This is a genomic window from Lonsdalea quercina subsp. quercina, assembly GCF_000688655.1.
GTDB lineage: Bacteria > Pseudomonadota > Gammaproteobacteria > Enterobacterales > Enterobacteriaceae > Lonsdalea > Lonsdalea quercina.
This window is the reverse complement of the sequence record NZ_JIBO01000004.1, coordinates 138,870-153,566: the sequence shown is the minus strand read 5'-3', so window position 1 is coordinate 153,566 and position 14,697 is coordinate 138,870. Positions and strand designations below refer to the sequence as shown.

General features: G+C 49.8%; 13 protein-coding genes, 1 tRNA gene and 4 pseudogenes. 15 read left to right on the top strand and 3 right to left on the bottom strand.

Annotated elements, in window-relative coordinates; all coding sequences use genetic code 11:
- The first annotated feature begins 83 nt into the window (after window positions 1-83).
- From rpsU to RZ35_RS03580, 4 genes are all read left to right on the top strand, one after another.
- Complete coding sequence (gene rpsU / locus RZ35_RS03595) at window positions 84-299, top strand: 30S ribosomal protein S21 (protein ID WP_001144069.1); 216 nt, start codon at window positions 84-86, stop codon at window positions 297-299.
- A gap of 125 nt (window positions 300-424) precedes the next feature.
- Window positions 425-2,179 (top strand): DNA primase, encoded by a 1,755-nt coding sequence (gene dnaG, locus RZ35_RS03590; RefSeq protein WP_026742078.1) that lies wholly within the window; start codon window positions 425-427, stop codon window positions 2,177-2,179.
- A 152-nt stretch (window positions 2,180-2,331) separates the two neighbouring features.
- On the top strand, window positions 2,332-4,167 hold the full coding sequence (gene rpoD, locus RZ35_RS03585; protein WP_026742077.1) for an RNA polymerase sigma factor RpoD: 1,836 nt from the start codon (window positions 2,332-2,334) through the stop codon (window positions 4,165-4,167).
- An 85-nt stretch (window positions 4,168-4,252) separates the two neighbouring features.
- Complete coding sequence (locus RZ35_RS03580; protein ID WP_026742076.1) at window positions 4,253-4,642, top strand: DUF1090 domain-containing protein; 390 nt, start codon at window positions 4,253-4,255, stop codon at window positions 4,640-4,642.
- Window positions 4,643-4,715: 73 nt separating this feature from the next.
- Here RZ35_RS03580 and mug read toward each other — a convergent pair whose 3' ends face one another.
- Window positions 4,716-5,213 (bottom strand): G/U mismatch-specific DNA glycosylase, encoded by a 498-nt coding sequence (gene mug / locus RZ35_RS03575; RefSeq protein ID WP_026742075.1) that lies wholly within the window; start codon window positions 5,211-5,213, stop codon window positions 4,716-4,718.
- A gap of 141 nt (window positions 5,214-5,354) precedes the next feature.
- Between mug and RZ35_RS03570 the strand changes: the two genes are divergently transcribed.
- Window positions 5,355-5,430: transfer RNA gene (locus RZ35_RS03570), tRNA-Ile, on the top strand.
- Between the two features lie 136 nt (window positions 5,431-5,566).
- On the opposite strand, the pseudogene RZ35_RS18240 reads toward RZ35_RS03570, so the two are convergent.
- Window positions 5,567-5,772, bottom strand: a pseudogene (locus RZ35_RS18240) (ogr/Delta-like zinc finger family protein).
- A 176-nt stretch (window positions 5,773-5,948) separates the two neighbouring features.
- Here RZ35_RS18240 and RZ35_RS03565 point away from each other — a divergent pair.
- The 4 genes and pseudogenes from RZ35_RS03565 to RZ35_RS17610 all read left to right on the top strand — a co-directional run bounded on the left by RZ35_RS03565 (window position 5,949) and on the right by RZ35_RS17610 (window position 9,990).
- Window positions 5,949-7,745: an S-type pyocin domain-containing protein gene (locus tag RZ35_RS03565; protein ID WP_026742074.1), complete on the top strand. Its 1,797-nt coding sequence runs from the start codon at window positions 5,949-5,951 to the stop codon at window positions 7,743-7,745.
- Between the two features lie 12 nt (window positions 7,746-7,757).
- Window positions 7,758-8,036: a bacteriocin immunity protein gene (locus RZ35_RS03560; RefSeq protein WP_026742073.1), complete on the top strand. Its 279-nt coding sequence runs from the start codon at window positions 7,758-7,760 to the stop codon at window positions 8,034-8,036.
- 281 nt (window positions 8,037-8,317) lie between these two features.
- A pseudogene (locus RZ35_RS03555) lies at window positions 8,318-8,821 on the top strand (S-type pyocin domain-containing protein); the annotation flags it as partial.
- Window positions 8,822-8,882: 61 nt separating this feature from the next.
- A pseudogene (locus RZ35_RS17610) lies at window positions 8,883-9,990 on the top strand (IS3 family transposase).
- A 24-nt stretch (window positions 9,991-10,014) separates the two neighbouring features.
- Here the strand turns inward: RZ35_RS17610 and RZ35_RS18235 are convergent.
- Window positions 10,015-10,235: pseudogene (locus tag RZ35_RS18235) on the bottom strand (regulator).
- Between the two features lie 135 nt (window positions 10,236-10,370).
- Here RZ35_RS18235 and RZ35_RS03535 point away from each other — a divergent pair.
- From RZ35_RS03535 to RZ35_RS03510, 6 genes are all read left to right on the top strand, one after another.
- Complete coding sequence (locus RZ35_RS03535) at window positions 10,371-10,952, top strand: phage repressor protein CI (RefSeq protein ID WP_026742070.1); 582 nt, start codon at window positions 10,371-10,373, stop codon at window positions 10,950-10,952.
- A gap of 13 nt (window positions 10,953-10,965) precedes the next feature.
- Complete coding sequence (locus RZ35_RS03530; RefSeq protein ID WP_026742069.1) at window positions 10,966-11,532, top strand: PH domain-containing protein; 567 nt, start codon at window positions 10,966-10,968, stop codon at window positions 11,530-11,532.
- Between the two features lie 235 nt (window positions 11,533-11,767).
- On the top strand, window positions 11,768-11,965 hold the full coding sequence (locus RZ35_RS18430) for a bacteriocin immunity protein (RefSeq protein ID WP_051625456.1): 198 nt from the start codon (window positions 11,768-11,770) through the stop codon (window positions 11,963-11,965).
- Between the two features lie 781 nt (window positions 11,966-12,746).
- Complete coding sequence (locus tag RZ35_RS03520; protein ID WP_036152588.1) at window positions 12,747-13,304, top strand: Csu type fimbrial protein; 558 nt, start codon at window positions 12,747-12,749, stop codon at window positions 13,302-13,304.
- 72 nt (window positions 13,305-13,376) lie between these two features.
- A complete protein-coding gene (locus tag RZ35_RS03515) occupies window positions 13,377-13,886 on the top strand; it encodes a Csu type fimbrial protein (RefSeq protein ID WP_036152579.1) in 510 nt (169 codons plus the stop codon).
- A 14-nt stretch (window positions 13,887-13,900) separates the two neighbouring features.
- Entirely contained in the window at window positions 13,901-14,689 is a 789-nt protein-coding gene (locus RZ35_RS03510) for a fimbrial biogenesis chaperone (RefSeq protein WP_036152578.1), read from the top strand.
- Window positions 14,690-14,697: the final 8 nt, after the last annotated feature.

Sequence of the window (14,697 nt, the reverse complement as noted above, 5' to 3'; positions counted from 1 at the left end):
GTAGTTGCAGTAGAATTCCGCACCATTTTGAAAAGGCTGGCACCAGGTCAGCGACAAACCGAATTTATTGAGGTGAGAGGCACATGCCGGTAATTAAAGTACGTGAAAACGAGCCGTTCGACGTAGCTCTGCGTCGCTTCAAGCGTTCCTGCGAGAAAGCAGGTGTTTTGGCCGAAGTTCGTCGTCGTGAGTTCTATGAAAAACCGACAACTGAACGTAAACGCGCTAAAGCATCTGCAGTAAAACGCCACGCGAAGAAACTGGCTCGAGAAAACGCACGCCGCACTCGTCTGTATTAATTTTAGGAGGTGCCGCCTCCGATCGCGTGATTAATCCGCAGACTTAGCAGTTGCATACGAAGGCCGTGCATTTCCGAAAGGAATGCGCGGCTTGTTGTCGTTTATAAGCTATGAATCAGGGGCTTATGGCTGGACGAATCCCNCGCGTATTTATTGGTGACCTGTTGGCTCGCACCGACATCGTCGACTTGATCGACGCACGCGTGAAGCTGAAGAAACAGGGCAAGAATTATCACGCGTGTTGTCCATTTCATCACGAGAAAACCCCTTCGTTCACCGTTAACGGCGACAAACAGTTCTACCATTGTTTTGGTTGCGGCGCCCATGGTAACGCCATCGATTTTTTGATGAATTTCGACAGGCTGGAATTTGTTGAGACCATTGAGGAACTGGCGACCATGCACGGCCTTGAAGTGCCTTACGAGGCGGGTTCGGGGCCCNCTCAGATTGAACGTCATCAGCGACAAAGCCTGTACGAGCTGATGGATCAATTAAGCACGTATTACCAACATACTCTACATCAGCCAGCCGGCACCCCAGCCAAAACCTATCTGGCGAAACGTGGTCTCAGTGACGACATCATCAGGCATTTTGCGATTGGATGTGCGCCGCCCGGTTGGGATAACGCGTTAAAACGTTTTGGCCGCAGCAGCGAAGATAAAAGAACGCTGAACGATGCGGGCATGTTGGTGACTAACGATCAAGGGCGCACTTACGATCGTTTTCGCGAGCGCGTTATGTTTCCTATTCGGGACAAACGAGGGCGCGTGATCGCCTTTGGCGGTCGAGTATTGGGGGACGGTGTTCCCAAATATCTTAACTCGCCGGAAACGGAAATCTTTCATAAGGGTCGCCAGCTTTACGGCCTGTATGAAGCCCAGCAAAAACACCCCGAGCTAAGACAGCTATTGGTGGTTGAAGGGTATATGGACGTCGTCGCTCTGGCTCAGTTCGGCATTGACTATGCCGTAGCTTCGCTGGGAACGTCAACGACTGCTGATCACATTCAGTTGCTCTTCCGCGCCACCGACCGTGTTGTCTGCTGTTACGACGGTGATAGAGCCGGACGGGATGCGGCATGGCGCGCGCTGGAAACCGCCTTGCCTTATCTGGACGATGGACGCCAGCTGCTGTTCATGTTTTTACCTGATGGCGAAGACCCGGACACGCTGGTGAGGCAGGAAGGGAAAGCCGCTTTTGAGCAGCGTATCGAACAGGCAATGCCGCTATCTTCATTCCTGTTCGACACGCTGTTGCAGCAGGTCGACATGAGCACGCCGGATGGCCGCGCCAAGCTGAGTACGTTGGCACTGCCGCTAATTGGTCAGGTGCCGGGCGAAACGCTGCGGTTGTACTTACGCCAGCAGTTGGGCAAAAAACTGGGATTGCTGGATGATTCCCAGCTTGATCGTTTGATGCCCAAGACGACGGAGCATTCATCGTCTTATCAGCCTCCACGGCTAAAAGTCACAACTATGCGTATACTGATAGGACTTTTAGTACAAAATCCCCGGCTGGCGGCCGAGGTACCGGCGCTGGCGCTGGAAGGTAGCGACGAAAGTAAAATGGCGGGATTGGGCTTATTCCTCGATCTGGTTCAGACCTGCAATGAAAGTCCAGGCATGAGCATGGGACTGTTGTTGGAAAAATATCGCGACAGTCAATATCGCAAACAGCTTGAAACCATGGCCGCCTGGAACCATATGATCGTAGATGAGGAGATCGAGGAAAAATTCAGGATCAGCCTGGCTGAACTTTACGATCAACTGCTGCAGCTTCGTCTGGACACGCTGATAGCCCGAGACAGAACACACGGGCTTAGTGCGGAAGAACGAAAGGAACTCTGGTCATTGCAGCTGGCCCTTACAAGAAAAAACTGATTACCGAGGCTTAATTGCCGATGAATAGTAGGGTTGAACCCTACAGAGTGCCGTGACGGGGGCTGCGGCGATAGCAAAAACCCCTACTGTTATTGTCAGCGATTACGCTGACCGACACCAACCCAAATACTCTGAAGTGTGGATACCGTCTTATGGAGCAAAACCCGCAGTCACAGCTCAAGCTTCTTGTCACCCGTGGTAAAGAGCAAGGCTACCTGACCTATGCTGAGGTCAATGACCATCTGCCGGAAGATATCATCGACTCCGACCAGATCGAAGACATCATCCAGATGATTAATGACATGGGCATCCAGGTGATGGAAGAAGCACCGGATGCAGATGACCTTCTGCTGGCAGAAAATACCAATGACGCAGACGAAGATGCGGCAGAGGCAGCTGCGCAGGTGTTATCCAGCGTTGAATCCGAAATTGGCCGCACGACCGACCCTGTGCGCATGTACATGCGCGAAATGGGTACCGTTGAACTTTTGACGCGTGAAGGTGAGATTGATATTGCCAAACGCATTGAAGATGGAATTAACCAAGTTCAGTGCTCTGTGGCCGAGTATCCGGAAGCCATTACCTATCTGCTGGATCAGTACGACCGCGTTGAAGCAGGCGAAAGCCGCTTGTCCGATTTGATTACCGGTTTTGTCGATCCCAATGCGGAAGAAGACATCGCACCCACCGCGACTCACGTGGGTTCCGAGCTTCCTAGCAAAGAACTCGATGATAACGATGACGATGATGACGATGACGACAGCGATGACGACAACAGCATCGATCCAGAACTGGCTCGCCAGAAATTTGCCGAGCTGCGCGATCAGTATGAAGTGACCCGTCAGACCATTAAGGCTAACGGTCGCAGTCATGCCAAGGCCGCACTGGAAATTCTGAATCTGTCCGAGGTTTTCAAACAGTTCCGTCTGGTGCCTAAACAGTTTGATTTCTTGGTCAACAGCATGCGCACCATGATGGATCGCGTGCGTACGCAGGAACGTCTGATCATGAAGTACTGCATCGAGCAGTGCAAAATGCCGAAGAAAAACTTTGTGACGCTGTTTGGCGGCAACGAAACCAACGATAAGNGGTTTGAAGCCGCTCTGGCCTTGAATAAACCGTGGTCTGAAAAGCTGCGCGAAGTGCAGGACGACGTTCATCGCAGCATGTTGAAACTGCAGCAAATCGAAGAAGAAACCGGACTGACGATCGAACAAGTCAAAGACATCAACCGTCGTATGTCGATAGGTGAAGCGAAGGCACGCCGTGCCAAGAAAGAGATGGTTGAGGCGAACCTGCGTCTGGTGATCTCTATCGCCAAGAAATACACCAATCGTGGCCTGCAGTTCCTGGATCTAATTCAGGAAGGGAACATCGGTCTGATGAAAGCCGTAGACAAATTCGAATACCGTCGTGGTTACAAGTTCTCAACTTACGCCACATGGTGGATTCGTCAGGCCATCACCCGTTCCATTGCAGACCAGGCGCGTACCATCCGTATCCCGGTGCATATGATTGAAACCATCAACAAACTCAATCGTATATCGCGTCAGATGCTGCAGGAGATGGGTCGTGAACCGACTCCGGAAGAGTTGGCGGAACGTATGCTGATGCCGGAAGACAAGATCCGTAAGGTGTTGAAAATCGCTAAAGAGCCGATCTCGATGGAAACACCGATCGGTGATGACGAAGATTCGCATCTGGGCGACTTCATCGAAGATACCACGCTGGAGCTGCCGCTGGACTCAGCCACGTCTGAAAGCCTGCGCTCCGCAACGCACGACGTTCTGGCGGGCCTGACGGCGCGCGAAGCGAAAGTGCTGCGTATGCGCTTCGGTATCGACATGAACACCGACCACACGCTGGAAGAGGTCGGCAAACAGTTTGACGTTACGCGCGAACGTATCCGTCAGATTGAAGCCAAAGCACTACGTAAACTGCGTCACCCCAGCCGTTCTGAAGTGCTTCGCAGCTTCCTGGACGACTAATTCTGTCTGTTTAAGTATAGGATCGGCTTGCCGGTCCTATACTTACCCTTCCCTTACCCTTCCAACAGACATACAGGCAAAAAAAATGAAAACCCACTACCTCAACGCAGGCATCGCTCTTGCGGCATTGCTCTCCTTTTCTTCCTTCGCCGCCAACCACGCACTGAGCGGTTGTCAGGCAAAAGAGCACAACATCGAGCAGGAAATCTCTCAGGCCAAAGCGCATGGTAATCAAANCCGTATTGCCGGACTGGAGAAAGCGCTGAAAGAAGCCAAAGCGAACTGCACGGATAGCGCGCTGCTTCAAAAGCGTCAGCAAAACGTCGATGAAAAACAGCGTAAGGTTCAGGTGCTAGAACGGGAAGTTCAGGAGGCTAAACAGTCTGGGAAAGCGGAAAAAGTGAGTAAGAAAAGCGCCAAACTGGAAGAGGCGCGCCATGACCTGAAGCAGGCTCAGAAAGAGCTTAACCACTAATTCAGCATCCCCCGGTTGCTTGCATATCATCCTCCCTTCGGCACGACCGGGTTTCTTTATTTCCTCTCCACCACTAGGCATGCAACGCTTGATATAGCTCTCGGTAAGATGCCGTTAGCGAGTCCAGCGTCGCGCGATTCAAGCCGCTTGGATTCGGCAAAACCCACACCTGAGTCTCTCCCAGAGAAGTGTCTTGCCGGCCCCAGCCCACTTGACTTCGACCAAATGCCTGAGAATAAGCCTGCTTCCCTAACACAGCGAGCGCTCGCGGCTGATATCGCATGATCTTTTCACGTAATAGCTCCCCACCCTGCTTTAGCTCGTGACGAGCCAACTCCGAGGCTTCTACGGTCGGTCGCTCTACTAGCATAGTGATTCCACAGCCATAATTCGGCAGGAGTCCCTCCTCTTCCGGCGCTAATTGACGTTCGGTAAATCCTGCCTTGTGAATCACCCGCCAGAAACGATTGTTGGCATTCGCGAAAGGATAGCCGTGATGAGCCGTAGAAAGCCCCGGGTTGATACCACAAAAAACCACCTGCAGATGTGAAGCCAGAATATCCGTAATCATCTCACCCTCGTCATGTTATCTCTGATGTTTAAGACAAATTCCAGCAGTAATAACAACAGGCTAGCCCTGTTTAGAAAACCGCCACCTAACTGTATGTCTATAGACCTACCTATAAAGGGTAACGTATAATCAGCACCCGCTGGCCCCTTAGCTCAGTGGTTAGAGCAGGCGACTCATAATCGCTTGGTCGTTGGTTCAAACCCAACAGGGGCCACCAATTTTTAGCTTTAGAATCACATATTTAAGCCACTCTCGCGAGTGGNTTTTTTGTTGCTTAAATATAAATTGCCAGCAAAATGGCAGCAGAGATTTTCATAAGCCCAATAAAAAACCCGCCGTAGCGAGTTTATTTGTCAAAAATTCATATGCCCCTGGCCATCATTTGATGGATGCGGAGCGGCATGTTCAATCACTCCTGAAGCAACGATGTAGCGCACGATGGTTTCATGAGTCATAAAGGTCGCGCCACAATTAATAGCCGGCACTGGTGATACAGTCTGCTCGTCTCACGAGAGATAGAGCGGCTGCTCTTGGCATAAGCGGCGGTTTGGCAAAGCAGGCAATATCCCGCAGCGGTGTTTAATCATGACACTGGCAGGACATAGGTAGCCGTGTAATAATTGATCATCGGTCTATGGTGCAATGCCGCCGGTTATATCAGGACGGCTCAAGCCTTTCCGACACGACACCCTATTCCATTGATATCGTTAATTTTATAGTAAAAGGATTATTACTATGCCGGGAGCCGCCCGTCTAAACGATATCGGCAGTGGTCACGCGTGTTTTCCAGCGACCCCCGTCGTCGCAGGTAGTCAGGACGTTATCATCAATGGNCAGCCCGCCGCACGACAAGGTGACGGCGTTCAGCTCCACGGTTGCCCCTGCCCCAACGTGCCCCACGGTCTTCATCCGCGTCAAATAGCCGCTGGCTCTTCTACCGTCATCATTAACGGTAAGCAAGCCGCCCGTATCGGCGACGAGATCAACTGCGGCGGCAATATCGTGAGCGGAAGCAGTAACGTCATTATCGGGAATATCCCTTATCAATCTCCGGTAGCGGGCTGTGCTCAACAATCCGCCCAGCGGCGTGATCCGCTCCTCGCTTTATCGCCTATGTTGACCACCCCGCCGGTTTTTGCGAAATCCTGCCTGCGCGGTGAAGGCTGCACAGACGCGGGAACGGAGAAAGAGACGGTTGATAACTTTGGGCAGATGGCGTTATTTGCTCAGCCTGTCGTCGACGATTGCTGTGGGTATCGTCCCCCTCACGCAAACAAACCGGTGGTGCAGCACGCACAAGCTGCGAAGAAGAAAAAGCCCTCTCAGTTCACTGAACCGGCCGCGGCATCAACCCCCGTTCAACTCACTGGCTCGGAGCCCTGGTATAAAACGCTTTATTACCTGATGTCCTCAAAGGAAATAGCAGTAACGCCGACGCCATTGGCTAAATCAGCCATCGAACCAGTTGCCGCAGCAGTCCCCGTCGCTACGATGTCTGCCGGAAATACGGNGGCAACCCGAGCCGCCGTCACCACGATGACACAGGTTTGGGGGCAAGTGACATTGACTGAAGGCACACTGGCAGCATCAACTACGGTGCCTTTACTCGGTGTGCTGTTTTCCGCGTTGTACAGCCCAGCCGTTGGCGAAGGGAGCGACAAGGTGCCGGGACGTGATGAGCACTGGCTGGAAGACACACTACGGCAGAAAGGCTGGGCAGGAGAAACCGCTACGACCCGCGTGCGCTTTTTCTGGCGTCCCGACATTCACGGCAATATGCAGGTCTACGGCGTACATACCGGCGAAGGCACGCCGTACGAAGGTGTGCGCGTCGCGAATATGGTGTGGAAACCCGAGCAAAGCCGCTATGAATTTACGCCCGCACCGGGCGTCGACGGCCCCAAAATCACCTGGACGCCCGCCAATCCGGAGGGCTCTGAGCCACTATCGCAGACAGAAACGCCGGTCGCCCCTATCGATCAACCGACCATCCTGGTACACCCGATCCCGGACGGCACAGAGGAGACCACAACGCCGCCGTTCCCGATGCCGGATGAGCGGGACTTCAATGACTGGATACTGGTATTCCCAGCGGACTCAGGCATAAAGCCGATTTATGTTTACCTGAAATCGACAGCAAGAGATGAGCCGGGCATCGTGACTGGACAAGGAGAAGTACTGACCGGCGAAGGGAAATGGCTGGACGCCGCCAGTTCAGGGCTGGGCGCACCAATACCGGCCCAAGTTGCCGATAAACTACGTGGAAGAGAATTTAAAACATTTGACGCATTCAGAGAAGCATTTTGGTTAGCAGTTTCAGAATGTCCTGAATTATTAGAACAATTCAAAAGATCTAATCAGGTTTTGATACAGGCAGGAAACGCNCCTTNCCCCATTCCGTTAGAGCAAGTCGGGGGAAGAAAAACATTCGAGCTCCATCATGTTAAGAACATACAACATGACGGCCCAGTGTATGACGTCGATAACCTGAGAGTTAATACACCTAGAAATCATATCAATATACATAAATGAGAGTAGAAACAAATGAAACTCAAAGAAAATATTAACGATTATACAGAGAATGAATTCATCGATTTTTTGAAAGAGTTTTTTGAAAACCCTAAAAATCTGAAAGGTAAAGAATTAAAAAATCACATAGAGAAATTAGTTTCTCACTTCGACAAAATTGTCGAGCACCCAGAAGGTAACGGTCTAATTTTCAACCCACCCGATGATCGAGATGACTCACCTGAAGGCGTGATCAACGAGATAAAGAGGTGGCGAAAGTCGCAAGGCCTTCCGTTATTTAAAGACTCAAAATGATCATGTAGGGCTGACAAATCACTGTCGGCCCCCATACACCCTAAGACTTTATATGTTGGTAGTCACCCCAGACAAGATATCACAGCGCCAAAAAGTGTAAACTCACTGGCTCGGAGCCCTGGTATAAAACGCTTTATTACCTGATGTCCTCAAAGGAAATAGCAGTCACGCCGACGCCATTGGCTAAATCAGCCATCACGCCAGTTGCCGCCGCAGCAGTCCCCGTCGCTGCGATGTCTGCCGGAAATACGGTGGCAACCCGAGCCGCCGTCACCACGATGACACAGGTTTGGGGGCAAGTGACATTGACTGAAGGCACACTGGCGGCATCAACTACGGTGCCTTTACTCGGTGTGCTGTTTTCCGCGTTGTACAGCCCAGCCGTTGGCGAAGGGAGCGACAAGGTTCCGGGACGTGATGAGCACTGGCTGGAAGACACACTACGGCAGAAAGGCTGGGCAGGAGAAACCGCTACGACCCGCGTGCGTTTTTTCTGGCGTCACGACATTCACGGCAATATGCAGGTCTACGGCGTACATACCGGCGAAGGCACGCCGTACGAAGGTGTGCGCGTCGCGAATATGGTGTGGAAACCCGAGCAAAGCCGCTATGAATTTACGCCCGCACCGGGCGTCGACGGCCCCAAAATTACCTGGACGCCCGCCAATCCGGAGGGCTCTGAGCCACTATCGCAGACAGAAACGCCGGTCGCCCCTATCGATCAACCGACCATCCTGGTACACCCAATCCCGGACGGCACAGAGGAGACAATTGTAATCCCCCCTGAATTTAGTCTTACCGCGTAATAGAGTTCTCTGGCTAAAATACAACCAATGGAGGCTCATCATGAAGAAAGCGCGTTTCACTGAAACTCAGATCCTGCGGGTTCTGAAAGAGGTTGAAGGGGGTCGACACGTGAAGGATGTTTGCCGCGAAAACGGTGTGTCGGAAGCCAGCTATTATAACTGGAAAGCCAAATACGGCGGCATGGTGTCCTCCGATATTAAACGAATGAAAGAGCTGGAAGAAGAGAATCGCCGATTAAAGCAAATGTATGCATCCCTCAGCTTAGATCATGTAATTCTTAAGGATGTTGTAGCAAAAAACTCTAGCGGTGCCTGAAAAGCGTGAGCTGGTGCGTTATGTCATGACGGAACATCAGGCCAGTGAGCGACGTGGGTGCCGCATTATCGGTATTAGTCGAAGTCTGTTGCATTACCGCCCGAACACGACACGGGATCTGCCGGTGGTCGAGGCACTACAAAAATTGGCGCATCAGTATCCGGCCTATGGCTTTGGACTAATGTTCAATAAGTTACGCCAAGCAGGATTACCGTGAAATGCAAAACAGGTTTACCTTATCTACTGTCTATTAAAACTCAATTTTCGACGCAAAGGAAAAAAACGCCTACCTAACAGGCATCCACAACCGTTGGTTTTTCCGCCTAAAATGAACCACTGTTGGTCAGTTGATTTTATGAGTGATGCCTTGATCGACGGGCGGCGATTCAGGTTATTTAACGTCATTGATGACTTTAATCGGGAAGCGCTGGCCATCGACGTTGATTTAAATATACCGGCTCATCGTGTTGTGCGTATTCTGGAACGATTAAGCGCAGAACGAGGCTACCCGGCTTTTATACGAAGTGACAATGGGCCAGAACTCACTGCCGTTGCTTTAGCCGAATGGGCAGAATGACATGGTGTGAAACTCGATTTTATTCAGCCAGGCAGGCCGATGCAGAATGGATTTATTGAGCGATTTAACAAAACGCTACGAACAGAAATACTCGATAGGTATCTGTTCAGAACACTGTCAGAAGTCCGCGTGCTAACAGAAGACTGGCGCACAGAATATAACGAAGAACGCCCGCATAGCTCACTGGGTGATATGCCACCCGTTATCTATGCGAGGCAAACATTGGCCGGAGATCCTCACTGGCGGTGGTACTAAAAAACGGAGGGACTACAGGATTATTTACGCATTAAGCGAAATGCTGCATTCGCTTAATGACATCACAGTAAGAGCGGCCATGTTCACTTCTACCAAGCCTTTCTTCTGTTTACCCTTCGGTTGATGAGCAATTTTCCATACTCAATCAGGTTTCAAGCGGTTTCTTTGTTGATTCCAGTGCGGCGGCAGTACTCATCTAACGGCAGGTACGGCTCAGGGAAGATAATTGTAATGTTAGGACACATAAGGCAAACTCTCGTTCAGCACCCACACGGCAACGTGGGGCAATAATTGGTACATCACGAAAACAGGAGAAAGGCCATTTTGTATTTTACTGATTTTCAATAAATTAATTTGTTAATTCGATATTGGGATTCGTGATGCAAAAAACCACCTTTGGCCTTAGCTTGGAAAGTGGCCCCATTCTAGACAGGGTGATCACTGCGTATGGCTTTACCTCAAAGATGATGCTTGTTGAGCATCTTGGCACGGCAGCCAGTAGCCTTTCAGGCCGTTACAAACGCGGTGGATTTCCTGCAGATAGAGTGGTGAGGTGTATGGCGGAGACAGGTGCAAGCCTTGAATGGCGTGTAACCGGAAAGGGTGAAAAGCTCGACCAAACAGAATCAAATCTTCTTGAGATACCACGGCAAAAAATTGTCGACGGCCAGCTTTATGAGGCGGGTGTTTACATGTTTGATAAAGCCTCTTTTTTACGCGGTAACCTGCTGCCGACCAAACCCGCTTGCGTAATTGAAGGCGATTCTCAATACATCATTGAGCAGCACTTCCCGGAAATTTATGACGATACCTGGCTGGTAAAGATCGAAGGTAAAGCAAGTATCCGCATATTGACGCGTATACCTGTTAAAAAAGTACGCGTCAGCGGCGTTGGGGTTTCTTTCAATTGCTTAATCGAAGATATAAACATTCTTGGCAGAGTTGCATTAACCATAAAATAATCAAGGAATGAAAATGATTGACTACAAAACAGCATCAAAAGAACAGCTGAAAGCAGAAATGAAACGACTGAGCTCTGTCGTATCGGATGTGCCGTTCGCTACCAAGAAAGAGTTTTTCCATCTTCCTGAAATACTAAGCGAAGGTGAAACACCTTTAGCGGTAGCAACTGGAATAATGGATGGCAACACATGGTTAATTACGCTGACAAATAAGCGTGTCATATTTTTAGATAAAGGCATGCTCTATGGGGTTAAGCAGATCGATGTCAACCTAAGTAATATCGTCAGTGTGGGAGGAAAGACAGGAATACTTCTAGGTGAAATTCTCATTTCTACTAGCGGCCAGAATTACACTATAAAAAACGTAATGAAAGCATCTGTTATCCCTTTTACAAACTTGATAAACGAAACCCGTAATAACCAAAGAGAACCATCACAAAAGCCGCAGCAGCCTACTGAATCATCGATTTCTTTTGATGAAAAAATAGAAAAAATCAAAAAATTGGCTGCAATGAAAGAAGACGGAATTTTGACTGACGAAGAATTTCAAATACAAAAACAGCGTATTCTGAACGATTAAATGCGTGTTGTCGCTGAGAATCCCGAGCTAATAGAGCAATTCGTGCCAGCTAACAAGGCCCTGATCGCAAAAGGGCGATCTCTCTATGCAATACCTTCAGAGCAGTTAGGGAAAAGAGCTGTATGTAGGTTCTTCATATTGAACGTATCGTTAACGGAGGGGCTGTTTACGACATGGATAAAATATTTATCGTTACGCAAAAACTGCCTGGCATGATTCATTCCAAGAGGGGAATATGACAACCATATATCAAAACTTGAATGACTATACGCAGGATGATTTCCTTCAATTCGTTAAGGATATTGTGGGGGCGAATTCATCAACTAAAGATGAACATTATGCTTGGGTTCGTCACTTCGAACTGCGTGATCCGGACTTTACCCCACCAATGCACACAACACCTCACCACGACGTTGCCGTAAAGAGAGCGTGAGAATAAGAACGTGGCGCGCAACCCTATGCCCTCCGAGTTAAATAAACATCTTCATAATAACAAGGGAAAGTTTCCGGCATAACGGAGAAAAAAACGGGCATAGACCTTGCGATACATTGAGGCCAATTATTAATTCGTCACCTCTCTCATCTTATTTAATTAAGGTATCTTTTGACACCGTTTCATTATTAACTGACTGATATATCGCAAGCCATCATGAATTAAATAATGGAGGGAACAGGATAATGTATCCTATAGTCATCCAGACGCATCAACGTCACATTATCTAAGCATATTGATTAATGAACTATCTTAACTATTTCCACCTCAATACTTTATAAAATAACATTCCCCCACCCTATGCAGAGCAGGAAAGCCGCCAGCCCGCGCATAACAAGAAACAATCGGAGGAAGTTGTAGCGCTAATTTCACACCTAAATCCAGTTTTTTCAACCAGAAAAAACCAGAAAACCAGCATCTAAAATCAAAAAAATAGACTTATACGATACATTAAAATTAATCATCTTCTAAATTTGGCTTAGGAGCCAAAGCCCCTATAATTTAAGTCAATATATCTAAATAAAACAGGAGAAGTGGGTAAATTCATTCAGCCAATAATGAATCCATGGTTATTAATAATCTGCCATTTAATTGATTAACGTCCATCATCGCTTGCCATTATTAATAACAAGCGCTGTAAATTTCAATTACCCTACCTATATATGTCTCTTTGTCATAAGGATACATATAAAGAAGTGGTCACCTATGACTGAGGAATAATATGAAAACAGTACGTTCTCTTGCTCTTTCCCTACTGAGCACTGCGCTGACTTTGTCTGTTGTTGGCGCAGCTCATGCGGCTACGGGGTCATTGACCGGTGAGATCGGCGTTCAGCTGNCCATTGGTGAAGGTTGTACGGTTTCCAACAATAATTCGTCCAGCGGAACGAACGAATGGGGAACCTTGAACTTTGGTGAATACGCCGACTTGACCAGCGCCGTCAACGGTACCGTTATTGGGAAAGATGGCAGTAGCACCGTGTCCATCACCTGCAGTAATGGCCTGTCCCCTTCCCTGGCTTTAGATGGCGGCCTGTATGGTACTTCCTCGGTACGTAATCTGTCATCCAACGGGGGCAGCACCGTCATTCCTTACCACCTGTACTCCGACAGCGGCCGTAGCTCCGAAATCGCGATTAACGGCTCTCTGTCCCTGAATGCCGACGGCAGCGCGCAAAGCATCCCGATTTATGGCCGTATTTCTCCTTCGGATCAATCGACTACCGCGCCCGCATCCGGTACCTATACAGATACAGTGACCGCGACACTGTCTTGGTAACACCTGTAACCAGGGAGAGACGCATTGAGATTCATTGTTGTAGCAAGTTTGGGAAAGCGTTTATGGCAGTGGATGCCACTTCTCACCAGCCTGTTCGTTTCTCCCTGTACCCCGGCCAGCAGCGTCAGCAAACAGTTTACGGTAGCGGCGGTCATTGATAGCGGTTGCGTCTTCGGTAACAGCGCCACAACTTCGACCACCAGTTTAGGCACCTTGAACTTCGGCGAAAGGGCCGTTTTGGATAGCAATATTGACGTTACCAGCACCAGCGGCGGCGGCTCCATTGTCGTAACTTGCACACCTGGGCTCGCCATCAGTATCGCGATGGACTACGGGGTTAATGGCGGAAACAGTTCGTCACGCTACATGGTAGGTAGCAACAGCAGCGACACCATTGCCTATCAGCTCTATCAAGATGCCGGACGCAGCGTCGTCTGGGGAACCGGCTCCCTGGCCTATGGTGTTTCCTCCTTTCCCAGCGGTACGCAAAGTTATCCGGTCTATGGCCGTCTGTTTTCATCCACGAACCAACCTGCGGCGGGCACATATACGGACACGGTGACTGTGACACTTACCTATTGAAAAAATTGAATAAAATGGAAAAAATACTTACAAAATGGCATGTGGCGCTCCTTGCAGTTTTACTCGGTTTATTCACCGCTTCCGCACTCGCAGCCAGCTCCGTACTGGTCTGGCCGATTTATCAGGTTATCGAGTCGGATGAAAAGGGATCCGCCCTCTGGCTGGAAAACCGCGGTTCATCTGCGGTGACGCTACAGATCCGCGTTCTGGCCTGGCAACAACAGGACAGCAAAGATCGCTACGCGAATCAGACCGATGCTATCGCCAGCCCACCGTTCGCCACCGTGCAGCCTAATCAACGTCAGATGATCCGGCTCATGAAAACGATCGCCGTCGCGCCGCAGACCGANCGCACCTATCGCATCGTGATTGATGAAATCCCGNCGCTCAACACCGCCGGTAAAACCCAGTCGGGGCTGAAGCTGCAGATGCGCTATTTGTTGCCGTTATTCATGACCGGCGACGGAGTCAAACTTAAACAGCCTAAAAATAAACATCCCGACGACTCGATGTTAACTCACCCTTTACTCAGCTGGCGCCTCATCCACAAAGGCGAACACACTGAGCTTGCGATCAAAAATAGCGGCATCGTCCATGCGCGGCTGAGTAATACCTTCTTTGGCGATAAGCCACGCGTGACCAAATCGTCGATTTCGCTGGCTCAGGGCTTTTTCACTTATGTGCTGCCGGGCCAGGAGGTTCGCTGGCCGCTGCCTGCCAATAAACGCCCCGCGATGAATAGCCATCTCTACGCTCAATTAGCCGATAACCACCAGCCAACGCTCATCAGCCCCGCGCCTTAATGAGGGAA